The following is a 23,542-nucleotide window of genomic DNA, read 5'->3' on the forward strand; positions in this document are numbered from 1 at the left end:
GTATGGGGATCACCGCCCGAGGCGTCGGGCTGCTCGTCGCCGCCGTCGTCCTGCTGGGTGTGGGCTTCCGGTTCGCGTACCCCGAGTTGACGCTGCTCGGCGCGGCGGCCGGCGCGGCGGTCGGCTACGCGGCGCTGGTCGCGGCCTGGCGGCCCCGGCTGACGGTGACGCGGCGGGCCGACCCGGACCGGGTGGCCCGGGGCGAGCCGGCGAGCATGACGGTGACCGTCCGCAACACCGGGCGGTTGCGGTCGGCGAACCTGCTGGCCGAGGACCGGTGCGGGAAGCGGTCGGTGCCGGTGCCGCTGCTGCGGGTGCGGCCGGGTCGGGACACCGAGGTCCGGTACGAGGTGCCGACCGACCGCCGGGGGGTGGTGCCGGTGGGGCCGCTGCGGGTGACGCGGCGTGACCCGTTGGGGCTGGTGGCGTTGGCCCGCCCGTACGGCGGGACGACCCCGGTGTGGGTGCACCCGCGCATCCATCCGTTGACTGCGGTGCCGACCGGCGCGGGGCGCAGCCTCGACGGCCGGGTCGACGGGGTGCCGCATGGGTCGATCACCTTCGACTCGTTGCGGGAGTACGTGGTGGGTGACGAGTTGCGCCGCGTGCACTGGCGGACCAGCGCCCGCGTCGGTGAGCTGATGGTGCGGGAGGACGTGGACACCAGCCTGCCGCGTCTGGTCGTCCTGCTGGACAACCGGGCGGTCGCGCATCCGCAGCGGGTGGACGGTGTGGCGGAGTCGTTCGAGTCGGCCTGCGAGGCGGCGGCGTCGGTAGTCACCGCCGCGCACCGCGCCGACCTGCCGGTGCTGTTGCTGCTGGTCGGCCCGGAACTGGTCGAGCGCGGGGACGGCGACGCGGACGCCTCGCCCGCCCCGTTGGACCGGCTCGCCGCCGCCGAACTCTCCGACGACTGTGACGCGCTGCGCGCGGCCACCACCCGGCTGCGCCAGGACCGGCTCGGTGACACGCTCATCGTGCTGACCGGGCCGGGTGGTCGGGACGAGCTGGGTCATGTCGGCGCGCTGCGCGGGGCGTACCCGTCGGTGGTGGTCGGGGTGTTCGGCGCGGCCGAGCCGACGCCTCCGGGCGCGGCGGGCCTGGTGGTGGTCGACGCGGCCGACGGCGCGCAGTTCGCCGCCGAGTGGGACGGGGTGCGCCGGTGGTGACCCGTCTCGCGTTGGCGCTCCGGGCCGCCGTGGTCCCGCTGGCGCTGAGCGGGCTGACCGCGCTCGCCGGGGTGGTGCTCGGCCGGGTGTACGCGGGTGACCTGCTCACCCGGCTGGTCATCGGCGCGGCGGTCGGGTCGGTGCTGGTGAGCGTGGCCGCCCGACGGCTGCCGTCGTGGCTGGTGGCGCCGGTGTCGGTGGCCGCGATGTCCGGGTGGACGCTGCTGTCGCTGCGGCTGGCGGCGTCGCGCGCCGACCTGCCGGGCAGCCTGCTGGAGGTTACCTCGGACGCCGCGCGCAACGGCATCCCCCGGCTGCTCACCGCGATGATCCCGGTGGAGCCCACACCGGACACGGTGCTGGTGCCGGTGGTCGCCGCCTGGCTGGCCGGGCTGGCCGGTGCGGAGGTGGCGTTGCGTACCGGTCGGGTGCTGCTGGGCTACCTGCCGGCGGCCGGGCTGTACGCAGCCGCCCTCTACGTGGTCGGCCCGAACGCCGAACCGGCGGTGGGGCCGACGCTGGCGTTCGTCGCCGTCGCGGCGGTCGGTCTGGCGGTACCGGCGGGCGTGGCACCGGCCGGCGACGATCCGAGCGCCGACCTGACCCCCGGGGTACGCGCGGCGGTGCGACTGCGCCTCGCCGTCACCTCGGCGCTGGGGGTGGCCCTGGTGCTCGGGCTCGTGGCGCTGCTCGGCCCGGTGGTCGCCGCACAGGTCGACGGCCGGCCGGTGGACCCGCGCCGGTACGTGGAGCCACCGCAGGTGCAGTCACTCGACGAGAACCCGCTGATCCGGATCTCCGGTTGGGCGTTGCACCCGGAGCAGAAGCTCCTCGACGTGAGCACGGTGCCGTCCGACGACCCGGCCGGGGATGCCGGGCCGGCCGCGGACGGAGGCGACAGCCCGCGGATCCGGCTGGCGGTGCTCAGCGACTACGACGGGGTGACCTGGCGGGTCGGCGCGACGTACCGCAACGCGGGGCGGATCCTGCCGGCCACCACGCCGGCGTCGGACAACACGGTGCAGACCGTCAGGCAGCAGATCACCGTGGCGGACCTGAGCGGTCGGCTACTGCCCGCCGTGGCGACGCCCCGCGAGGTCAGCGGCGCGCGGGTGGCGTACGACCCGGCGACCGGGACGCTGATCCGGCCGGAGGGGTTGGCGCCGGGGCTGCGCTACACGGTGACCTCGGTGCGGGAACGGCCGGACACCAACCTGCTCACCACCGCGAACGTGCCCGCCGGTGACGAGGTGGCCCGGGTGCTGCGGGTCGCCGACGGCGTACCCGACACGCTGCGCAGGCTCGCCACCCAACTCGCCGAGGACAACGGCGCCCCGTACGCGCGCGCGTCGGCGATCGAGCAGTTCCTGGCCGAGCACTACCGGGTGGTGGCCGACGCGCCGAGCGGGCACGCGTACCCGAATCTGGGTTTCTTCCTCTTCGGACCGCGCAACGCCGGTGGCCAGGAGGGCACGTCGGAGCAGTTCGCGGCGGCGTTCGCGGTGCTCGGTCGACTCAGCGGCCTGCCGACCCGGGTGGTGGTGGGCTTCCGGTCGGGCGGGCAGGGGACGGTACGGGCCGGTGACGCGTACGCCTGGCCGGAGGTGCTCTTCGACGGGCTGGGTTGGGTGCCGTTCGACCCGCTGCCCCGGCCGAACGAGGAGCCGAGGCCTGTGGAGGAGGACTTCCGACCGACACCTGAGGACCCGCCGCCTTCGGAGGCGCCGGCGCCGACCGTGGAGCCGACCGCGTCGCCGGAGCCGGTGGCCGCGCCGGGCGGGCCGCCCGCACCAGGCGGGGTGTCCACGCCCGTTCTGGTCGCCGGTGGCAGCGGTGGCCTGCTGCTGGTGGTGGGGGCTCTGCTGCTCACCCTGTTGGCGTTGCGCCGCTCCCTCACCCGCAACCGGCTCGTCCGGGGCGACCCCGGCCAGCGCGTCGCCGGCGCCTGGCGGGAGGTCACCGACGCGCTGCGGCTGGCCGGTCGACCGGTCGGCGACGACCTGGCGGCCACCGAGGTCGCCGGGCACGCCCGCCAGGCCCTCGCCGACGCCCGGGCCCGCCACACCGGCGGCGGGCCGTCCGCCCCGGACGGTGTCGCGGGTACGGGCGACGGCGCGGCGGCCGCCGGGAACCCGGACGGCGTCGACGAGTTGGCGGTCCTGCTCAACGAGGTGGGTTTCGCCCCCGGCGCCGTGACGCCCGACCAGGCGGGCCGGGCCGCCGAGATGGCCACCGCCTACGTGGCGACCCTGCGGTCCGCCCGCCCCTGGTGGCGTCGCCTCCTCTGGTCCGTCCACCCGGCCCCCCTACGGCGGGCCAGCCGACCCCCGCGCTGATCAAGACCTGTTCAGGGGGTCGCGCCGACGCCCGCGGGTGGCCAGGGCGTAGCCGCTCCGATCAGGCGCTCAGGCGGCGGACCAGCTTGCGCATGCCGGCCTGCCAGCCGTCCGGGTCCTCGGCGCGGCGGCGCGCGTAGTCGGCGACCTCCGGGTGCGGCAGGATCAGGAACCGCTCCTCGGCGAGCCCGGCGACTGCCGCGTCGGCGACCTGGTCGGGGGTGAGCACCGCGCCGGAGGCGGCGATCACCCGAGCGCCCAGGTGACCCTCGACGATGCCCTCGGCGAGCATCGGCGTGTCCACGCCCTGCGGGCACAGCGCGCTGACCCGGATGCCCCGGTCCCGGTAGGTGATGGCCAGCCACTCGGCGAACCCCACCGATGCGTGTTTCGTCGCGGTGTACGCGGCGTCGCCCACCGCCGTCAGCACGCCCGCCGCCGAGCACGTGTGCAGCAGGTGCCCGCCGCCCCGGGCGAGCATGCCGGGCAGCACCGCACGGGCCGAGTAGACGTGGGCGAGCACGTTTACCCGCCACGCCCGGTCCCAGCCGGCGTCGTCGACCTCCACTCCCCCACCTGTGGTCACGCCCGCGTTGGCGCAGAACAGGTCGATCCGGCCGTAGCGCTCCTCGGTGTCGGCGACCAGGTCGCGGACCTGCTCCTCGTCGGTGACGTCGAGGGCGATGGGGTGCGCGACAGGGCCGATGCCCTCGGCCACCGCGTCCGCCGCCTCGGCGTCCAGGTCGGCTACCACCACCGCGGCGGCGCCCTCGGCGGCGAAGCGGCGCGACAGGGCCGCTCCGATGCCGCCGGCGCCGCCGGTGACCACCACGATCCGGTCGGTGAGGTTCACGCGGAGGCTCCTGCCGTGTCCGTGCCCAGCTGGGCGATGAGGGTGAGCAGCGCCGTCGCGCCGCCGGCGGTCACCTCAGGGGTGGGCAGCAGTGCGATCACCGGTACGTCCACGCCGGCGTCGGCGTAGCGGCGCACCTGGGCACGACACCGATCCGGAGTGCCGTGCAGCACCAACGCGTCGACCACCTCGTCCGGTACCGAAGCGCTGGCTCCGCGCCGGTCACCGGCGGCCCACGCCTGCCACATCGGCGCCAGCACCTCGTCGCGGCCCAGCCAGCGGTGGAACTCGGCGTACGCGGGGACGGTGAGGTAGCTGGTGATCAGCCGGCGGCCCAGCGCACGGGCGTACGCGGCGTCCTCGGTGGGGCAGACGAAGATCCGGGCGGCCACCTCGAAGCCGGCGCGGCGCTCACCCAACTCGCCGAGGGCGCGTGGCACGTCGTCGGCGCTGAGCCAGTTGAGGATGACCCCGTCGGCCTCGGCGCCGGCCAGCCGGAGCATCCCGGGACGCAGCGCGGCGAGCACGATCGGCGGCGGCACGGCGGGCGGCCGTTCGAGGGTGAACCGCCGCACGGTGAAGGTGTCGTAGACCTCGTCGACGGTCTCGCCGCGCAGCGCGGCGCGCAGGAAGCGCAGGACGTCCCGGGTACGCCGGAACGGCTCGTCGAAGCGCAGCGCGTTCCAGTCCCGTACGAGCACCGGCGAGGACGCGCCGATGCCGAGCGCGAACCGGCCCGGCGCGGCCTCGGCAAGCGCCGCGGCGCTCATCGCGAGCAGGCCCGGGCCTCTGGTGAACACGGGGGCGATGGCGGTGCCCAACCGCAGCCGGGGCTGCCAGGCGGCGGCGAGCGCCAGCGGGGTGAACGCGTCGGCCCCGGCGACCTCGGACGACCACACGTCGGTGAACCCGGCCCGGTCGAGGGCCGTGTAGGCGGCCTCGTGGTCGCTCAGTGCGAGCCCGCCGAACGGCACGGTCATGCCCCATCGATTCGTCACCGATCGATCGTGCCCGTTGACGGGGTGCCCGAGCAAGATCTTCGTACTGGGCAGAATCGCCGGTTTCCGGCTGTCGCGTCCGCGAAGGGTGCTACGACTTCGAGGTGGAACGGACCACCGGCGCTGGCCGCTGATCATGGGTTCCAGGGCGGCGGGTCGCCTGGAGCCGGTCCCGGCGGCGGCTGCGCCCGGCCGGGCCACCTTCCTTGAACTCTTCTTCGACCTGGCGTACGTCTTCGCGCTCACCCGGATCTCCGCGCGGACGTTCGAGGACCTGACCGGCGCGCCGGCCCGTGAGCACAGTTGGGCGGCGGTCACCGGAGGCGGCAAGACGCTGCTGTTGCTGCTGGCGCTCTGGTCCGTCTGGCAGGGCACGGCGTGGACGACAAGCAGGTACGACCCGTACAAGATCCCGCTCCAGACGGTCGTCCTGACCGCGCTGGTCTCCGGGATGGTGATGGGTGTGGCGATCCCGCGGGCGTTCAGCCAGGCCGGCCTGATGTTCGCGGTGGCGTACGTGGTGGCGCAGGTGTCCCGGCCGGTGATCCTGTCGTTGGCGCTGGGCCCGCACCCGTACCGCCGGCTGAAGGTCCGCATGGCGGTGATCTTCGCCCTCACCGGGGTGTTGTGGATCGGTGGGGCGATGTTGCCGACCAACCCGCAGGTGGTGCTCTGGGCGGCGGCGCTTGCCATCGAGTATCTGGCCGCGCGGTGCGGCTGGCCGGTGCCGGGGCTGGGTAGGTCGACGATCTCGAAGTGGGAGATCGCCGGAGAGCATCTGGCCGAGCGGTACCAGCAGTTCTTCCTCGTCGCGCTGGGCGAGACGATCCTGGTGGCCGGCTTCGCGTACAGCAGGGGCACCTACGAGGCGGGGCACGCGTGGGCGTTCGGGCTGGCCCTTGCCACGTCGATCCTGCTGTGGCGGATCTACGTCCAGCGCGCCGGTCAGATCCTGGGTGAGGCGGTGGTGAAGGCCCGACATCCCGCCACCATCGGCCGCTCGGCCGCCGACACCCACCTGGTCATGGTGGTCGGCCTCTCCGCCACCGCGATCGGCTACGAGCTGTTCATCGAGCATCCGGCGAACCGGTTTCCGCCGGCGTGGCTGGCCCTGGTGCTCGGTGGACCGGCGCTGTTCCTGGCCGGCCGCGCCCGCTTCGAGTACGAGGTGTTCGGCAGGGTCTCCCGGTCCCGGTGGATCGCCATCCTCGTCCTGGTGGCGGCGGCCGTGCCGCTGCGGTACGTGCCCGGGCTCGCCGCCGCCGCCGTCGCGGTGCTGGCGCTCGGCGCCGTCGCGGTCGCCGACGCCCGCCGGGCGCGCGGCGCCCCGCCGGAGCCCGCCGCGCCACCGTTCTGACCCATCGGCGTACGGCACTGCCCGCGCGGTGCGGCCGGCTAATCTCGGCGGGTGACCTTCTCCCTCGTCGCCCGCTCCGCCGACGGCCGCCTGCACGGTGTCGTCGTGGCCAGCAAGTTCCTCGCCGCCGGGGCGCTGGTGCCCGCGGCGGAGGCCGAGGTCGGCGCGCTCGCCGCCCAGGCGCACGTCAACCTGGCCTACCGTCCCCAGGGGCTGACCCTGCTGCGCACCGGGGTGGCCGCCGCCGACGTGGTGGCCGGCCTGACCGCCGCCGACCCCGAACGGGAGCACCGCCAGCTCGGGGTGGTGGCCGCCACCGGTCCGGGCGCGAGTTGGACAGGGTCGGCCTGCCATCCGTGGGCCGGCGGGCGGACCGGCGACGGCTGGGCCGCGCAGGGCAACATCCTCACCGGCCCGGAGGTGGTCGACGCGTTGGCCGACGCGTGGCTGGCCGGGTCGACGCTGCCGTTCGCCGAGCGGCTGGTCGCCGCGCTGCGCGCCGGTGACGAGGCCGGCGGGGACCGGCGGGGCCGGCAGAGCGCCGGGCTGCTGGTGGTCGAGCGCGGCGGCGGGTACGGCGGCGGCAGCGACGTGCTCATCGACCTGCGGGTGGACGACCACCCCGACCCGATCACCGAGCTGAGTCGGCTGCTGGCCGTGCACACCATGCTGTTCAGCCGGCCCGACCCGGCCACCCTGCTGGACCTGAGCGGCGCGGTCGCCGACGAGGTGGCGGCCCTGCTCACCGCGCTCGGCCACCAGGTGGCCGGGGACGGGCCCGAGGCGGCGCTGGTCTCCTGGGCGGGGCTGGAAAATCTGGAGGAGCGGCTGGTGCCGGGGCGGATCGACCCGGTGGTGCTGACGCACCTGCGCCGGGTCGCCCCGCACGTCCCCGCGCCCCGCTCCGCGAGCTGACCTCGCGCCCCGGTCGAGGGTTCAGCCCTTGACCCGGGGGACGAGGCGGTGCACGACGGTCAGCACCAGCGCCATCACCACGGCCATCGTGCCGGCGATGCCGGCGGCGCTGCCCGCGTACCCGACGAAGAGCGGACGGCGGCTCAGCTCGTCCGGCCCGGTGCCGCGCAGGTCGATGAGCCAGGACAGCGCCAGCCCGCAGGCGATCAGGGCGAGGACGCCTGCCACGCCGAGCACCAGCGCGGCGATCCGGTGCGCGTCGCCGGGCGCGACCTCGGCCTGTTCCCGCTGGGTGACGAGCAGGAGCAGACCGGCCAGCGCCGCCCACACCCCCACCACCAGGTACGCGGCGACCGCGTCGCTGGGCCGGTGCCAGCCGGCGGAGAGGGTGGCCACCCCGGCGAGGGCGGCGTAGCCGGCGCCGAGGAAGGCGCCCACCGCGCGCACCTTGCGGGGCAGGACGAGCACCAGCGCGACCGCCACCGACGCGGCCACCGCCGTGTGTCCACTGGGCAGGCTGTTGCCGACGGCGGCCCGCTCCGGGTCGAGGCCGTAGTCGGGCCGGTTCAGCCCGTACTTGAGCAGTTGGGTGGAGACGTTCGCGCCGGCGATCAGCAGCGTCGCGGTGATGGCCAGCGCGATCCGCCCCCGGATGAGGGCGATGAACCCGATCACGGCGGTGGCGGCCACCAGGGACACCACAGACATCGCGTTGAGGATCCGGTCGACGGGGCCGTCGATGCGGTCCTGCCCGATCCGGTTGCCGGTCAGGGCGACCGTGTCCACCCACTGGCCGATCTCGGTGTGCACGGCCACCCGCCAGACGGCGAGGAAGGCGGCCGCCTGGACGAGGGCCAGTACGACCAACCAGACCGCAGTCCAACCCCGTGCCGTCGCGCGCATCCGCACACCGTAGCGGCAGGGGTCGTCCGGCCGACCGGTGGCCCGCCGCCTGTCGATGGTTAGGTTGGGGCGCAGGTGAGGAGGTGGCGGTGGGCGACACACCGGAGCGCGACGCGGGCCAGGTGGAACGCGGCGATCAGCGGCAGGTCGGTGACGGACCGGGTGGCGGTCCGGCGCGGGCCGAGTCGCTGGCGGACCTGCTGGGCGGCCGGGGCGGGGCCGTCGACGCCACGCTGCCGCCGCTGGCGTTCGCGGCGGGTTGGCTGCTCGGCGGTGAGTCGTTGTGGGCCGGGGTGGGCGCGGCGCTTGCCGTCGGCGCGACGGTGGCAGGCGTACGGCTGCGTCGGGGTGACCGGCCGCGCTCGGTGCTGATCGGCCTTCTGGCGGTCTGCGTCGCGGCGCTGATCGCGGTGCGGACGGGCCGGGCGGAGAACTTCTTTCTCATCCAGTTGCTCTCCAACGCCGCGAGCGCGCTGTTGTGGACGGTGAGCATCGTGGTGCGCTGGCCGCTGCTCGGGGTGCTGGTCGGCGCGGTGCTCGGTCAGCGGGCCCGGTGGCGGCGCGACCCGGCGCTGCTGCGCGGGTACGGCCGGGCCAGTTGGGTGTGGACGGCGACGTACCTGCTGCGGGTGGCGGTGTTCGTGCCGCTGTACCTGGGTGGGCAGGTCCTCGGGCTGGTGGTGGCGCGGGTGGCGCTGACGTGGCCGCTTGTCGCGGCGGCGCTCGCGGTGAGTTGGCTGGTGCTGCGCCGGTCGTTGCCGGCCGGGCATCCGGGGTTGCGGCATCCGGTCACAGGTGAGCCTTCCGGCGGGTGAGCCGGGCGCCGGTCCGGGACAAAAAGTGGAGAGGCCGCCACGGGGGGAGCGGCCTCTCCGGTGACGTACGTTACTCCGTCACCGTCCTTTGTGTGATCCCGCCAGGGCCCGAATTTCTGGGCTTTTTCGCGGCTTCCTCCAGTCCGGGCGGGTGGGGTGAGCCGGCCGATCCGCTGCGTTGTCCGGAGGGCCGGCCCACCCCGGCCTGACCGTGGGTGTCAGGCCGTCCGCCGGCCGGGTCCCGTCGTTCCCCCGGACCCGACCGAACCCCCGGGGTGGGCGGGGGCGCCACCCACCCCGGGTCGTTGTCAGCCGTTCGGGAACAGGTTGCCGTAGTCGGCGTACGCCATGGCGACGTCGGCCTGCGCCCAGAAGCGGTGGTAGTTGAACGTGGGTTCCGGGCCGCCGTTCAGGTACGCCTGCACCTTGGGCCAGTCCGGGTCGTTCTTGTAGAAGGAACGGATGTCCAGGAAGCTCTTGCCCGCGGCGATGGCGTCGCCGTTCGGCATCTTCCCGGTCCAGCCCGGCGGGACGTAGAGGCCCTGCCCGGTGGACGCGTCGTAGGTGTCGTCGAAGCGCCGGTAGTCACCCCGCGACTCGGTGGTGGAGACACCCTTGGCGTCGCTGGCGGCTGACAGTGCGTCGAGCAGGCCCTTCGCGGTGTCCTTGGCAGCCGTGTCGCCCGACTTGGCCGCGTACGCGATAAGGGTGCGGGCGTAGGCGGCGGTGACGCCGACGTCCTGGCCCTTGACCGTGACCTCGACGTGCAGGTTGGTGTTGGGCTGTGGGCTGGACGGGTTCCAGGTGGTCGGCTGGCCGGTCCACTTCATGTCCGACGGGATCGACCAGTTGGTGCCGAGGGTGGTGTTGGCGATCGCCCACGGCACCCACTTGTCCAGCAGCGCCTTGGCCTTCGCGTTGCCGGTCTGCAGGTACAGCTCGGCGATCCGCTGCATCGACCACGCCTGCATGCCGAACCACTGGTTCGACGGCGGGTCGTTGTAGACCGGGTCGACGTCGTAGAACATGCCGTAGAAGGTGCTGGTGCCGGCCGGCGGCTGGGCGTAGCTGCCGTCCCAGCTGTTGGTGGCGCCACCGGCGATGCCGCCCTCGGCGGACTGGAGCCAGGTGTAGAACTCCAGCTGCCGCTCGAAGCTCTTGGTCCAGTCGGCGACGGCTGTCGACGACTGCGGCTTCAGCTCGGGGGTGTTGGTCAGCGCCCAGGCCGCGAACGGGTTCTGGTAGCCGAAGTGGTTGTGGCTGGAGCCGATCCGCCAGGACCAGTTCTGGCTGGCGTCGTACGCGCCACCCCAGGCGTAGTACCAGGACAGCAGGTAGTGCGCCGAGTCCTTGCCGCTGCCGGCGGGGCAGGTGCTGGCCCCGACGCAGTTGCCGATCTTCTTGAAGTACTTGTCGAACATGGCGTACCGCAGGTAGTCGCCCATCTTGGCGGCCTTGGTGATGGTGGCCGCGACGTCGGCCTGCTTGTTCTGCGCCTTGGCCCAGGTCAGCGCCCAGTACGCGGCCTGCACGGCGCGGGCGTCGGCGTCCGGGGCGTTCGTGTACTTCCACTGCTTGGCGGGGGCGCCGGTGTCCTTGACGAACAGGTCGAGGTAGCCGTACTGACCGCCGTGCTTGAAGGTGTCGCAGGACGGCTGCGGGACGGTCTCCCACACTGATTCCTGCGTACCCCGCTGGAAGGTGTTGATGTAGGCCGGCTTGGTGGTGCCGTCGCCGCAACGACCGAAGCCGTAGGTGTTGTCGACGTCCATCAGCCAGTGCATGCCGTAGATGTCACCGGTGCCGTAGGTGGACTGGAGCTCCGAGCGGAGCGGGTCCTGTCCGACCGGGACGTTCGGGTTCAGCGCCGAGGGGTACTGGCTGGGCAGGTTGTACTCCGCGGCGTACTGCGGGGTGCCGGCGGACCCTGCGGTGGGCTGGTCGGCGTGGGTCGGGATGATGTACTTCTCCATCACCGTCCACGCGTTGTTGAACGGGGCCCAGTTCTGGGTGACCCGGCCGTAGTAGGCCTCCAGCCACAGCCAGAAGCTGAACGCCTCGGAGGTGGTCTCGTGGCCGTGGTCCGGCGCCTCGACGATCAGCGTCTCGACCGAGTGGTAGGGCACGCCCTCGGGGCTGAAGTAGCCCGAGTTCTTGATCTTTCCGTACTGGTCGAGGAACTTCTTGATGTAGGCGTTGTCGCCGCCGCCGGGGGTGTCGTTGTCGATCTCGGTGGCGGCGACCGCCAGCGAGGCGAGGCCGGTGGCGGAGGCGGTGATGGTGGCGGCGCCGCCCGCGGTGTCGCTGTCCTCCGCCGCGGCGACCGTGACGGTGACCCCGGTGTTCCAGTTGCTGGGCGTCAGCGTGACGGTGGCCGGCGAGACCGTGACATCGGTGTCGCCGGTGCGGGTGAGGGTGACCGGCACGTTGGCCGTCGGCGCGGAGCTGAGCTTCAGGTTGAAGGTGGCGGTGCCACCCTCGCTGACGCTCACCGCGGACGGGGTGGCGACAAGCGTCGGGCCGGTGGCGGCGCCGACTGTGAACGACTTCTCGTCGACACCGATGCCGTTGGCGTTGTCGTACGCCTTGGCCTGGACGGTGTAACTGCCGGCCGGCAGGTCCTCCTGTGTGTACGCGTACGGCGCGGAGGTGTCGGTGTTGATCAGCAGGCCGTTGCGGTAGAACTCGACCTTGCTGATCGTCCCGTCCGGGTCGCTCGCGGTGGCGGTCAGCGGCACGTCGGCGGGTGCGGTGAAGGGCCCGGACGGCACGCCGAGGGAGACCGTCGGCGGCTGGTTGGCCGCGGTGCCGTTGCAGGTGGTCCCGTTCAGGGTGAACGAGGTGGGCTTCGGGTTGCTGCCCGTGTGGGAGCCGTTGAAGCCGATGGTGGTGGACGCCCCGGTGCCGAGGTTGCCGTTGTACGACTCGTTGGTCGCGGTGACCTCGCTGCCGGTCTGGCTGAACCTGGCCGACCAGCCCTGGGTGACCCGCTGGCCGCTGTTCGGGAAGGTCCACTTGAGGGTCCAGTTGCTGACCGCGTCGCCCAGGTTCTTGATGGTGACGTTCGCGGTGAAGCCGTTGTTCCAGTCGTTCGTCGCGTAGACCACGTCGCAGGCGGGTGCGGCCTGCGCGGCGCCGGCGGGCAGGGTCACCCCGCCGACGGCGAGCGCGACGGCGGCGATGATCGCCACGCGGCGGCGTCGTGCCAGTTGTCTCATGTGCGCGGTGTCTCCTCGGGCCAGGCCGGGATGGTCCCGGCGGGGCGCCTGCCCGCGAGGGTGGTGGTCGCGGGGGATTCGAGGCGCCGGGAAGGTGGTCTCCCCCGGGCCCGGCCGGGGTACGGCGGTGTGGCCCGCACGGGAGAGGGTCCCGTCGGCCGCATTCGGGTGCCGTGACCGGACGTCGTGCTGCCGGCTGCCCTCGGCGGACCCGCGCTCACGCGATGTGGCTCCTGTCGCGTCGAATCGACAGTGTGCCATGGAAGCGCTCCCACGACAAGCGGAGAGCGGTTCGAATCAGGTCCTTGTTTCGATCTCGTTTTGGGTCTTTCACAAAGGCGTGACGGGCGTTACAGTCGCAACATCGGTCGATGGGAGCGCTTCCATCGACAAGGTTCCAACAAGAAGATCGCCGGGACCGTCTCCGGACGGACCCGGGGAATCAGCCCGAAGGCCGACGGCGGGCCAGCCCGGACGCCGCCGTCAGCCATCGTCCCGCCACACGGAGGGAGGTGGAACCAGAGCCACTCGCGTGGCCCGGCTCCCGCGCGACACGCACGGCAGGACCCAAATTCCGCCCGTGTGTGTGCAGTTACGGTGGGGACGGGGGTTGCCCTCCCCCGTCCCCACACTAAACCCCCGTACACGATGGGAAAAGAGGCCGACGGGACAGGCGCAACGCGCCGCCCGGTCGGCCTCGTTCGCTGTCCGGGGCCCTCACCCGCCTCAACCCGACATCGTCGGCCGCCAGGACGGCCGGCTGACCGGGAGGGCCGCCCCTGACCTATCCTGGGAGCGCTCCCGAATCTCGGCGGTGGCCCCGTATCCACGAGGAGAATCCATGTCGATACCCACCGGGCCCGCCGGCCCGCTGCGCTTCCCCGACGACTTCGGATGGGGCGCGGCCACCTCCGCGTACCAGATTGAGGGCGCCGCCAAGGAGGACGGCCGCGGCGAGTCGATCTGGGACACGTTCAGCCACGCCCCCGGGCGCACCCGCAACGGCGACACCGGCGACGTCGCCGCCGACCATTACCACAGGTACGCCGAAGACCTCGACCTGATGCGCGACCTCGGGCTGCGCAGCTACCGCTTCTCCATCTCCTGGCCCCGGATCCAGCCCGACGGCACCGGCGCCCCCAACCAGCGTGGTCTCGACTTCTACAGGCGCCTCCTGGACGGTCTGCACGACCGCGGCATCGCCCCGATGGCCACCCTGTTCCACTGGGACCTGCCGCAGGCGTTACAGGACGCCGACGGGTGGGAGTCGCGCGACACCGCCCTGCGCTTCGCCGACTACGCCGACGCGGTCTTCACCGCACTCGGCGACCGGGTGCCGGTCTGGCTCACCATCAACGAGCCCAAGACTGTGGTGCAGAACGGCTACCTCATCGGCCACCACGCCCCCGGCCGACAGGACCCGGACGCCGCCTACCTGGTCGCCCACCACCTCCAGCTCGCCCACGGGCTCGCCGTACGCGCGCTGCGCGCCACCGACGGCACCGCCCGGATCGGCCCCGCGCTCAACCTGCACCCCTGCTACCCCGCCGACGACTCACCGCAGGCGGCCGCCGCCGCCCGGCTGTACGACGGCTACGAGAACCGCCTCTACCTCGACTCCCTGCTCAAGGGCAGCTACCCCGAGGACGTCCTGGCCGACCTGGGCCCCGGGAGTCGGATGGTCCGCGGCATCCGCGACGACGACCTCGCGGTGATCTCCTCGCCCGTCGACCTGCTGGCCGTGCAGTACTACACGCCCATCTACGTCACGGCCGACGGCGGCACCGAACACCGCTGGCCGACCTCCGAGGCCCAGTGGCAGCAGATCTACCCCGACGGGATGTACGACATCCTGACCCGGGTCACCCGCGACTACGGCCCCATCCCGCTGACCGTCACCGAGAACGGCCTGCCCACCCCCGACACCCTGGCCGCCGACGACACAATCGACGACGCCGGCCGGATCAGCTTCCTGCGCGACCACCTGGCCGCCGCGCACCGCGCCATCACCGACGGGGTGCCGCTGGAGAGCTTCCACGTCTGGTCGATGCTCGACAACTTCGAGTGGGACGAGGGGTACGACCAGCGCTGGGGGCTCGTCTACGTGGACTACCCGAGCCAGCGGCGGGTGCTCAAGCGCAGCGCCCACTGGTATCGGTCGGTCATCGCCGACGGCGGCTTCTGAAGGCAGGCAACCCGGACGGACGGCCGGGCCCGGACGGCTCGGCTCCGGCGCAGAGCCGTGACCGTCCGGGCAGCGGTCGACCCGCGTCAGCGCGGCAGCGCCTGCTGCAACTCCGCCCGCAGCGCCGGGGTCAGCATCTCCCCAGCCTGCTTGGCCAGCCGGGCCATTTCATAGCCCACCACGCCGATGTCCGCGTCACCGGCGGCGAGGGTGGCCAGGATCGACCCGTCCCGCACCTGCATCACCAGGAAGTAGCCCCGCCCCATCTCGACCACCGTCTGCTTGACGACGTCGCCGTCGAACATCTGGGCCGCGCCCGCGGTGATGCTCATCAGCCCGGAGGTCACCGCGGCGAGCTTGTCGGCGTGATCGCGCGGCAGGTGGTCGGAGATCGCCACCAGCAGCCCATCGGAGGAGACCACCACCGCGTGCGCCACACCCGGCACCCGCTCCGCGAAGGCGCTCACCAGCCAGCTCAGGTCCCGCGCCTCCTGGCTCAACGTCGTCACTGTCGTCGTCCCCCTTCGTCGTGCCCCCTGGACGGTGGCACGGGTATCTCAGTGGTGTCCTCGGCCTCGGCACGCCGTACCCCGCTGTAGAGCCGGGAAAGCATGCCGCCTACCGCGTCCGGGTCCAGGTCGTCACGCGCCGGGGCCGATTCGGGTCGGGCCGGGCGGGTGACCGCGGAGAGCTGCGCCATGGGCACCCGCATCGGCAGGCCCCGTTCGTTCGTGCCGGCGGTCACCGGAGTGGCCGGCGGCACGGCCGGCCCGGGCGACACCAGCGTGGACGGACCCTCGCGGGACCACCAGCCTCCCCCGGCGCCCGGCGCGGCGGCGGGGGTGAGCACGTCCTCGGCCCGTACCGGGACCGGTCGGGCCTGACGTGGCACGGCGGTCGCCGGCGGGCGGCCGGCCACCGGCAGGTCCAGCGGCGCCATGACCGGCGCCGGGGCCGCCTGCTGCCGCTGCACACCCACCCCCCGGGCTGCGCCCGCGGCCACCATCCGGGCCGGCGCCGGCGGATCCAGCTCCACCCCGCCCGCCGGCGCCAGCAACGCGGCAGGCAACGCGAGCCTGGCGACCAGGCCGCTCTGTCCCCCGTCGAGCCGCACCCGCACACCCAGACGGGCCGCCAGGTGACTCACCACGAACAGGCCCATCCGCTCGACCGCCGCGACGTCCGCGGCCGGCGGGGTGGCCAGCACCTCGTTCGCCTCGGCCAGCGCCGCCGGGCTCATGCCCAGGCCACGGTCGACGATCTCGATCAGCGCGCCGGCGGCCTCCAGCCGCACGTCCACCACGACCACCGTGTCCGGGCGGGAGAAGGCCGTGGCGTTCTCCAGCAGCTCCGCGAGCATGTGCACCAGCTCACCGACGGCGTGACCGACCACGTGCACGTTTCCCACCGGCTCGATCCGCACCCGCCGGTACTGCTCGATCTCGGCGGCGGCGGCGAGCAGCACCGCACCCAGGCCGACCGGCCGGTTCCAGCGGCGGGTGGAGTCGGTGCCGGCCAGCACCAGCAGGCTCTCGTCGTTACGGCGCATACGCGCGGCCAGGTGGTCCAGTTTGAACAGGTTCTCCAGCTGGTCCGGGTCGCTCTCCTCGCGTTCCAGGTCGTCCAGCAGCTCCAGCTGGCGCTCCACGAGCACCTGGCTGCGCCGGGCCAGGTTGACGAACATCGCGTTGACGTTGCGGCGCATCATGGCCTGCTCGACGGCGACCGTGACCGCGCTGCGGTGCACCGCCACGAACGCCTCCGCCAGCTCACCGATCTCGTCGAGGGACCGGACCACCGCCGGCGCGACGTCGATGGGCGGCACGCCTCCGGTGACGGTACGCAGCCGGTCCAGCGCGTCCGGCAGCTCGACCTGCGCGATCCGCAACGCCTGGCTGCGCAGCAGCCGCATCGACCGGGCCACCGACCGCCCGACCAGCAGCGAGATCAGCAGGGCGACCAGAAGCACCGCGAGGATCCCGCCGACGACCAGCAGGGTGGCCCGCAGCTGCCCGGAGCTGGCCTCGTCGGCCTGCCGGACGGCGTCGTCCAGCACCCCGGCCTCGACCTGCCGCAACAACTCCTGGCGCTGCTGGCTGGCCGACCACCACTGCTCGGACGGCAACACGTCGGGCGCCGCGCTCCCGACGGGAAGGCTGCGCTCCTCCAACTGGGTGGCGACCACGAAGACCGGGTCCACGGACGTCTCGTCGTACCGGCGGATCTGGTCGGTCGTCGCGGCCACCCGGAACGCGCCGAGGGCGGTCAACTGCTGGGCGCGCAGGTCGGCGAGGATCACGCGGTCCTCGGTGCCGTACCTGCCGGCGCGGGACGCGGCGTACAGCTGCGACCGGACCCGGGACGACAGCTCCTTGACCCGGGCCATCTGCACGTAGCGCAGCACCGCGTCGTTCAACGCCGCCTGCCCCTGCCCCGGCGTCGGCTCGGCGAGCAGGTCGAGCAGCGCGCCCACGGCCCGGTGGTAGTTGCTCAGGATGGTGTCGTTGCTGAGCACCGCCGGCGGGATCGCCGGACGGATGTCGATCACCTGGTCGTACGCCTCCTGCGCCTCGGAGAAGGCCACCCGCCAGGACGCGTCGGCGTCGGCAAGCGGCTGTGCCGCCCGGCTCAGGTCGGCCATCGCCCGGTCGGCGGCCGTCTGCAGGGGCTTGAGCGTGGAGGCCGCCGCCTCCCGGTCGGCGCCCCGGCGCAGCTCGCCCAGCTCCCCCGCCGTACGGTCGCGCTCCTGCTGGAGCTGGTGCACCGCCGCGGTGATCTGCCTGCCGATGCCCACCTGCCGGGCGAAGTCGTTCAAGGCCGTCGTCCGCCCGACAAGCGTGCTGGTCTGCACACCGGCGAGCACCAGGAACGCCACCGACGGCACCACCAGCACGGTCGCCAGCTTGGTGCTCATCCGCCAGTCCCGCAGACGGAACGGGGACCGGCGTCGATGTGGAACGACGCGGACGTCGAAGCGACGCCGGCGATGGTTCGACACCGTGCCGTTCGCCGGGTCGGGACCTGCCGCCACCCTGCCTCCTCCGTCCTACCGCGTCCACCGCGGTCCGGGGAGCGCAGTCCATCCAACCAGGCTCGGGAGCGCTGTCAACGGCCCGAACGAGGCAGGAGTTCAGGAAGGATACTGCGGGTGGGAAGCTCCTGCCGTCGTCGGTGACGCCAGTTCGTCCATCCGGCCGATGTCGGCGAGCTCCACCGCGTCCCCGAAGCGGCCCAGCGCCACCAACGCCGCTCCGGTGGCGCCGATCTCCGGGTTACGTTGGTGCGACACCGGTCGCGGTGCGAGCGCCGCGGCGAACGCCTGCCGCCACCACACCGACGCGGCCACCGCGCCTCCGCCGAGCACCACCTCGACCGGTTTGTCGATCGTGGACTCCAGCACTGTCAGGTCGTCCGCGACCAGTTCGCACAGCCCCTGCATCAGGCTGGCCAGGATGTCCACGCCTGTGGTGCTGAAGCTGAGCCCGCGCAGCTCACCAGAGCCCGCCGGGGCCAGGCCGGGGGGCCTGTCGCCGCCGAAACGCGGGTCGGCTGGCCGGGCGCCACCGGGCGGCACCAGAGCCAGCGCCGCGTCCAGCTCCGCGCCTCGGGGCAGCCGCAGCTCCCGGTCGGCCCAGGCGAACAGGTTGCCGCCGCTGGAGTACGCCGCGCCGGTCACCACGTGGTCGTGGTCGACCCGGTAGCGCCAGAGCTGTTCGGGCAGCCGGGGCAGCGGCTCACCGGCGGGGACCCGCTGCATCAGTCGTACCGCCGCGGAGGTGCCCACGGTCACCGCGGCCCGGCTCGGGTCGACGCAGCCCGACCCGACGTTCGAGGCCGCGCCGTCGCCCACCGGCGGTGACCACCGCGCAGCGGCCAGTTGGGGCCAGCGGCGGGCCTTGTCGGGCCGCAGGCGACCGTGCCAGTCCAGCTCGCCCAGCGGCGACAGGTCCTGCGGTCGGGCCCCGGCCAGCGCCAGAGCCTCGTCGTCCCACCGCAGGCTCCGCAGGTCCAGCAGGCCGGTGCCGGAGGCCTGGGAGACCGACATGGGCGCCGACTCCAGCAGCTCGCCCAGCACGTACTCGGGCAGCCCGACGAACCGGGCGATCGGGGTGCCGGACCGTTCCCGCAGCCAGGGCAGCCGCACCGACCAGTAGGAGCGGTGCCACCAGCAGCCGGTGCGCTGGTGGAAGTCGTCCGGGTCGGCCGGCCCGGTCGCCCCGTCGGCAAGCGTCGGCCGGGTGTCCAGCCAGGTGACCACAGGGCCCAGCGGGGTGCCGTCGCGGTCCAGCGGGAGCACCGAGTGCCACTGGGCGGAGACCGCCACGAGATCGACGTCGCGCAGGTGGCCACCGTCGGCCAGCTCGTCGAGGCACTCGATCAGGCAGGCGAGATAGCCCGGACCGGACACCGTGCCGGTGCCGTCGTCGCCGATGGTGAGGCTGACCTTGCGCCGAGCCAGCGCACCGGGCAGCGGCTCGGTGTCGGCGTCCAGCACCAGCCCGCGTACCGAGGAGGTGCCCAGGTCGAGCGCGAGAATGTTCATCGCCGGTCAAGTTACCCGGTGCCAACGGGGCCGCGGGCGCGTAGGGTGGATCCATGCTCGCGCATCCGACCTGCTGGTGGCCCGCCGACCCGGCGGGCACCCTCCGCGCGTAGCTCCATCCACGCGGCCGCCACTTGAGGCGACCGCCGGATCTCCGGCCCCGGACGGCCGCCCCGAACGGCGGCGCCCCGGCCTGACGGAGACTCCGATGACCCACCTGACCGACCTGCTCGCCGCCGTGACCCGTGGCGCCGATCCGGGCCCCTTCGCGCTGCTGCGGCGCGACGGCGCGGACGAGCTGGAGCTGTTCACCGGCACCGTCGACACCGTCGACCGGCTGGCGGACATTCCCCTGCCGCAGGGCACGCCCGGGGCGCGGACGCTGGCCGTGGTGCCGTTCCGGCAGATCGCCGAACGCGGCTTCGCCTGCGTCGACGACGGCGCCCCGCTGGAGTGCCTCCAGGTCAGCGAGCACCACCGCATCCCGCTGGCCGACGTCCTGGCCGACCTGCCCGACGAGGCGGTCCGCGCGGTCGACGCCTCGTTCGACGTCACCGACGAGGAGTACGCGCGGATCGTCGGCCGGGTGCTGGCCGAGGAGATCGGGCGCGGCGAGGGCGCCAACTTCGTCATCCACCGCACCCTGCACGCCACGGTGCAGGGCCCGCCGCTGGTGGCCGCGTTGGCCGCGCTGCGCCGGCTGCTGGTCGCCGAACGCGGCGCGTACTGGACGTTCGTGGTGCACACCGGCACCCGGACGCTTGTCGGCGCCAGCCCTGAACGGCACGTCAGCGTCGACGACGGGCTGGTGATGATGAACCCGATCAGCGGCACCTTCCGGCCCCCCGGCGGCGTGCCCGACCGGGCGGCGCTGCTGCGCTTCCTCGCCGACCCCAAGGAGGTCGAGGAGCTGTACATGGTCCTCGACGAGGAGCTGAAGATGATGGCCACCGTGGCCGAGCACGGCGGCCAGGTGATCGGCCCGTACCTCAAGGAGATGTCGCACCTCGCGCACACCGAGTACCTGCTCGCCGGGCGCGGCACCCGCGACGTGCGGGAGGTGCTGCGCGAGACGATGTTCGCGCCGACAGTGACCGGAAGCCCGATGGAGAACGCTTGCCGGGTTATCGCCCGCCACGAGCGTCGCGGCCGGGGCTACTACGCGGGCGTCCTGGCCCTGCTCGGTCACGACGAGGCCGGCCGGCAGACGCTCGACGCGCCGATCCTGATCCGTACCGCCGAGATCTCCCCCACCGGCGAGCTGCGGGTGCCGGTCGGCGCCACACTGGTCAGGCATTCGACGGCGGCAGGTGAGGTGGCCGAGACGCACGCCAAGGCCGCCGGGGTGCTGACCGCGCTCGGTCTCGGCCCGGCGGCGCCCGCCGGCGACCGGGGGGCGGTCGCGCGGCTTGCCGACGACCCGGCGGTACGCGACGCGCTTGCCGCGCGTAACGCGCCGCTGGCCCGGTTCTGGCTGGACCAGCGGTCACCTGACGCGCCGGGCCTGCCCGGGCTGGTCGGCCGCCGTGCGTTGATCGTGGACGCCGAGGACACCTTCACCGGCATGCTGGCCCACCAGCTGGGCGCGTTGGGTCTCACCGTCACCCTGCGGCCGTGGCACGCAGGCGGCCCGGTCGACGACTACGACCTGGTGGTGGCCGGCCCCGGGCCGGGCGACCCGGGCAGCCCGGACGAGCCGAAGATGGTGGCGCTGCGCGAGCTGCTGGCCGGGCTGCTCGCCGAGGGCCGGCCGACCCTCGCGGTCTGCCTCGGCCATCAGGTGCTGGCCGGGCTGCTGGGTCTGCCGCTGCACCGCCGGGACGCGCCCTACCAGGGGTTGCAGCGGGAGGTGTCGCTGTTCGGCCAGAGCCGCCGGGTGGGTTTCTACTCGACGTTCACCGCCCAGGCGCAGGCGGACCGGCTGGACACCGCGTACGGACCGGTCGAGCTGGCCCGGGACGTACGCGACGGTGCCGTGCACGCGCTGCGCGGGCAGGGTTTCGCTGGGGTGCAGTTCCACCCGGAGTCGGTGCTCAGCCCGGACGGCCTCACCGTCCTGGCCGAACTGCTGGGCGGCCTGCTGCCGGCGAACCGACCGGACGAGCTGCCCACGGCCGGCGGTCGGGCGTAGTCAGCCCTCCGGGCGGGTACGGCTGGGTGGGCCGGCGGCGCGCACGGGTCGAGAGCCCCCGTCCGCGTCGCCGGTCCTCGGCCGTGGTCAGCCGGCTGCCAGGCCCGCCTTCAGCGCGGCTCCCATCTGGACGGCGCGGCGTGCGGTGAGCGCGCACGCCCCCAACGCGACGGCGTCCGGGGCGACTTCCCCGTTGTTGCTCGTGTGCGACGGGCCGTACGGGTTGCCGGCGATGAACTGGCTGGTGTCGGTGTAGCCGGGGGTGACCACGACGCCACCCCAGTGGTAGAAGACGTTGAAGAGCGAGGTGAGCGTGGTCTCCTGGCCGCCGTGTGAGGTCGCCGTCGAGGTGAAGGCGGAGTAGACCTTGTTGGCCAGCGCGCCCTGCGCCCAGAGGGGTCCGGTGGTGTCGATGAACTGCTTCAGCTGGGCGGCCACCATGCCGTACCGGGTGGGCGCGCCGAGGATCACCACGTCGGCCCAGGCCAGGTCGTCGACCATCGCCTCGGGCACGTCCTGGGTCTCCAGGTGGTGCGCCTGCCAGCCGGAGTTGGAGCGGATCGCCTCGTCCGGCGCCAGCTCGCGCACCTTGCGCAGGCGCACCTCGGCACCGGCGTCCCCGGCGGCCTCACACACCGCCTGCGCCATCTGGTAGGTGATGCCGGTGGCGCTGTAGTAGATCACCGCTACCTTGGTCTGGGCAGCCATCAGATGTTCCCCTTCTCGTCCGGTTTCAGCTCCCGCGACTACCCGTGACCCGGGCCGACAAACGCCACCGGGGAGCTGCCGCCCGAACGACGGGCTCAAGTTTTCCGCAAGTTCCCGGTCGTGGGCGCCTGGCGACCGTCGCGGACAGCGATCCTGATGTCACCGGTGCCGACGGAAGCCATCCGCCGCCCCGCACCGGGAGCCTGAACGGGGGATCGCGCTCCGCCGGCAACGATGCTGGCGCAGCGCGATCAGGGGACGGCACCTGCCCGTCCGCTCAGCGGACCAGGGCCACCATCAGCCGTTCCAGCTCGGCCGCCGGGTCGGCGGTGAGCCCGGTGTGCACCGGCCCCGTCTGGATCATCGTGCTGCGGGGGGCGACCAGCCAGTGGAACCGCTCGCCTAGTCGCATCCGGGTCGCCGGCCCGTTACCGGTACATGTCCGGTCCCACGAGTCGAGCACCGCCGCCACTGCCGGCAGGTCGACGTCGGGCGCCAGCGCTTCGACCCGCTCGACGTCCAGATGGGTACGCGCGGACAGGAAGTCGCGCTGCTGGCAGTAGAGCAGCACGCCGACGTTGATCTGCTCGCCGCGCTCGATGCGGGGCACCAGCCGGATCAGCGCGTACTCGAAGGGATGCCTCACGCCACGCCCCCTGTCGGCAGCCAGTCCGCCGGCCGGGCGACGCGGCGGGACAGGTGCGCCACGTACGCGGCCCGCGCCTCGTCGGCGGAGTCGAAGTCGGCGGCGGTCAGCCACTGCGCCGGCACCAGGTCCAGCACCTCGGTGAGCAGTTCCGGGGTGACCTGCGGGGCCAGTTCGGCGTCGGCGTCGGCGAGCCGGTCGGCGTACGGCGCGAGCACGTGGTCGTCGGCCCGGTAGGCACGATGTACGGCGGCTTCGGCGCGGGGCCAGTTGTGGTGGAAGTACAGGGCCGCGCCGTGGTCGATGAGCCACAGCTCCCGATGCCAGACGAGCAGGTTCGGGTTGCGCCAGCTCCGGTCGACGTTCTCCACGTACGCGTCGAACCACAGCACCCGCGACGCGAGCATCGGATCGACGGGATGCGCGACCGGGTCGAAGCCCAGCGCCCCGGGCAGGAAGTCCATCCCCAGGTTGGCGCCGCCGCTGTTGCGCAGCAGCTCCTGCACCTCCTGGTCGGGCTCGGCCCGCCCGATGACCGGGTCGATGTCGAGCACGACCAGCGGCGGTACGCGCAGCCCCAGCCGGCGGGCCAGCTCACCGCAGATCACCTCGGCGACGAGTGCCTTGGGCCCCTGCCCGGCGCCGGAGAACTTCGCCACGTACGTGCCGAGGTCGTCGGCCTCGACGACGCCCGGGAGCGAGCCACCTTCGCGCAGCGGGGTGGCGTAGCGGATCGCGGTGACCTGGCGGAGCACGCCGCCCACA

General features: G+C 73.4%; 17 protein-coding genes. 7 read left to right on the forward strand and 10 right to left on the reverse strand.

Annotated features, from left to right (window positions below; all coding sequences use genetic code 11):
* Window positions 1-2 precede the first annotated feature (2 nt).
* On the forward strand, window positions 3-1,169 hold the full coding sequence (locus tag ACZ6N8_RS28515; protein ID WP_466013784.1) for a DUF58 domain-containing protein: 1,167 nt from the start codon (window positions 3-5) through the stop codon (window positions 1,167-1,169).
* The gene (locus ACZ6N8_RS28520) at window positions 1,145-3,505 is read left to right on the forward strand and encodes a transglutaminase TgpA family protein (RefSeq protein ID WP_466013786.1); all 2,361 of its coding nucleotides are present in this window, start codon (window positions 1,145-1,147) and stop codon (window positions 3,503-3,505) included. Before ACZ6N8_RS28515 ends, ACZ6N8_RS28520 begins: the two co-directional genes overlap by 25 nt.
* Before the next feature lie 61 nt (window positions 3,506-3,566).
* Here the strand turns inward: ACZ6N8_RS28520 and ACZ6N8_RS28525 are convergent, their stop codons facing one another.
* Together ACZ6N8_RS28525 and ACZ6N8_RS28530 are read right to left on the reverse strand one after the other, a co-directional pair.
* Window positions 3,567-4,358 carry an SDR family oxidoreductase gene (locus tag ACZ6N8_RS28525; protein ID WP_364362862.1) on the reverse strand — a complete coding sequence of 264 codons (792 nt, stop codon included), beginning with the start codon at window positions 4,356-4,358 and terminating at the stop codon, window positions 3,567-3,569.
* Window positions 4,355-5,338: an LLM class F420-dependent oxidoreductase gene (locus tag ACZ6N8_RS28530; RefSeq protein ID WP_466013844.1), complete on the reverse strand. Its 984-nt coding sequence runs from the start codon at window positions 5,336-5,338 to the stop codon at window positions 4,355-4,357. Before ACZ6N8_RS28530 ends, ACZ6N8_RS28525 begins: the two co-directional genes overlap by 4 nt.
* A gap of 154 nt (window positions 5,339-5,492) precedes the next feature.
* Between ACZ6N8_RS28530 and ACZ6N8_RS28535 the strand changes: the two genes are divergently transcribed.
* Window positions 5,493-6,713 carry a low temperature requirement protein A gene (locus ACZ6N8_RS28535; protein WP_466013788.1) on the forward strand — a complete coding sequence of 407 codons (1,221 nt, stop codon included), beginning with the start codon at window positions 5,493-5,495 and terminating at the stop codon, window positions 6,711-6,713.
* A 51-nt stretch (window positions 6,714-6,764) separates the two neighbouring features.
* A complete protein-coding gene (locus ACZ6N8_RS28540; RefSeq protein ID WP_466013790.1) occupies window positions 6,765-7,628 on the forward strand; it encodes a DUF1028 domain-containing protein in 864 nt (287 codons plus the stop codon).
* Window positions 7,629-7,649: 21 nt separating this feature from the next.
* On the opposite strand, the gene ACZ6N8_RS28545 is transcribed toward ACZ6N8_RS28540, so the two are convergent.
* Window positions 7,650-8,537: a phosphatase PAP2 family protein gene (locus ACZ6N8_RS28545; protein WP_466013792.1), complete on the reverse strand. Its 888-nt coding sequence runs from the start codon at window positions 8,535-8,537 to the stop codon at window positions 7,650-7,652.
* 116 nt (window positions 8,538-8,653) lie between these two features.
* Here ACZ6N8_RS28545 and ACZ6N8_RS28550 point away from each other — a divergent pair, with 116 nt between their 5' ends.
* Window positions 8,654-9,346, forward strand: a complete 693-nt coding sequence (locus ACZ6N8_RS28550) for a DUF3159 domain-containing protein (protein WP_466013846.1) — start codon at window positions 8,654-8,656, stop codon at window positions 9,344-9,346.
* Between the two features lie 308 nt (window positions 9,347-9,654).
* Here the strand turns inward: ACZ6N8_RS28550 and ACZ6N8_RS28555 are convergent, their stop codons facing one another.
* Window positions 9,655-12,564 (reverse strand): glycoside hydrolase family 48 protein, encoded by a 2,910-nt coding sequence (locus ACZ6N8_RS28555; protein WP_466013794.1) that lies wholly within the window; start codon window positions 12,562-12,564, stop codon window positions 9,655-9,657.
* An 841-nt stretch (window positions 12,565-13,405) separates the two neighbouring features.
* Between ACZ6N8_RS28555 and ACZ6N8_RS28560 the strand changes: the two genes are divergently transcribed.
* Window positions 13,406-14,749: a GH1 family beta-glucosidase gene (locus ACZ6N8_RS28560; protein ID WP_466013796.1), complete on the forward strand. Its 1,344-nt coding sequence runs from the start codon at window positions 13,406-13,408 to the stop codon at window positions 14,747-14,749.
* Window positions 14,750-14,835: 86 nt separating this feature from the next.
* On the opposite strand, the gene ACZ6N8_RS28565 is transcribed toward ACZ6N8_RS28560, so the two are convergent.
* From ACZ6N8_RS28565 to ACZ6N8_RS28575, 3 genes are all read right to left on the reverse strand, one after another.
* A complete protein-coding gene (locus ACZ6N8_RS28565; protein ID WP_139585125.1) occupies window positions 14,836-15,258 on the reverse strand; it encodes a roadblock/LC7 domain-containing protein in 423 nt (140 codons plus the stop codon).
* Window positions 15,255-17,663 (reverse strand): sensor histidine kinase, encoded by a 2,409-nt coding sequence (locus ACZ6N8_RS28570; protein ID WP_466013798.1) that lies wholly within the window; start codon window positions 17,661-17,663, stop codon window positions 15,255-15,257. Before ACZ6N8_RS28570 ends, ACZ6N8_RS28565 begins: the two co-directional genes overlap by 4 nt.
* Before the next feature lie 216 nt (window positions 17,664-17,879).
* Window positions 17,880-19,292 carry an FGGY family carbohydrate kinase gene (locus tag ACZ6N8_RS28575; RefSeq protein ID WP_466013800.1) on the reverse strand — a complete coding sequence of 471 codons (1,413 nt, stop codon included), beginning with the start codon at window positions 19,290-19,292 and terminating at the stop codon, window positions 17,880-17,882.
* Window positions 19,293-19,500: 208 nt separating this feature from the next.
* On the opposite strand from ACZ6N8_RS28575, the gene ACZ6N8_RS28580 reads away from it, so the two are divergent.
* On the forward strand, window positions 19,501-21,423 hold the full coding sequence (locus tag ACZ6N8_RS28580) for an anthranilate synthase family protein (protein WP_466013802.1): 1,923 nt from the start codon (window positions 19,501-19,503) through the stop codon (window positions 21,421-21,423).
* Window positions 21,424-21,510: 87 nt separating this feature from the next.
* Here ACZ6N8_RS28580 and wrbA read toward each other — a convergent pair whose 3' ends face one another.
* The 3 genes from wrbA to ACZ6N8_RS28595 form a co-directional block, all read right to left on the reverse strand.
* Window positions 21,511-22,131 carry an NAD(P)H:quinone oxidoreductase gene (wrbA, locus tag ACZ6N8_RS28585; protein WP_364362853.1) on the reverse strand — a complete coding sequence of 207 codons (621 nt, stop codon included), beginning with the start codon at window positions 22,129-22,131 and terminating at the stop codon, window positions 21,511-21,513.
* A gap of 277 nt (window positions 22,132-22,408) precedes the next feature.
* Window positions 22,409-22,777 (reverse strand): DUF3037 domain-containing protein, encoded by a 369-nt coding sequence (locus ACZ6N8_RS28590; RefSeq protein WP_466013804.1) that lies wholly within the window; start codon window positions 22,775-22,777, stop codon window positions 22,409-22,411.
* Window positions 22,774-23,532: a HipA family kinase gene (locus ACZ6N8_RS28595; RefSeq protein ID WP_466013806.1), complete on the reverse strand. Its 759-nt coding sequence runs from the start codon at window positions 23,530-23,532 to the stop codon at window positions 22,774-22,776. Before ACZ6N8_RS28595 ends, ACZ6N8_RS28590 begins: the two co-directional genes overlap by 4 nt.
* Between the last annotated feature and the right edge of the window lie 10 nt (window positions 23,533-23,542).

Source organism: Micromonospora sp. NPDC047521 (assembly GCF_055587305.1).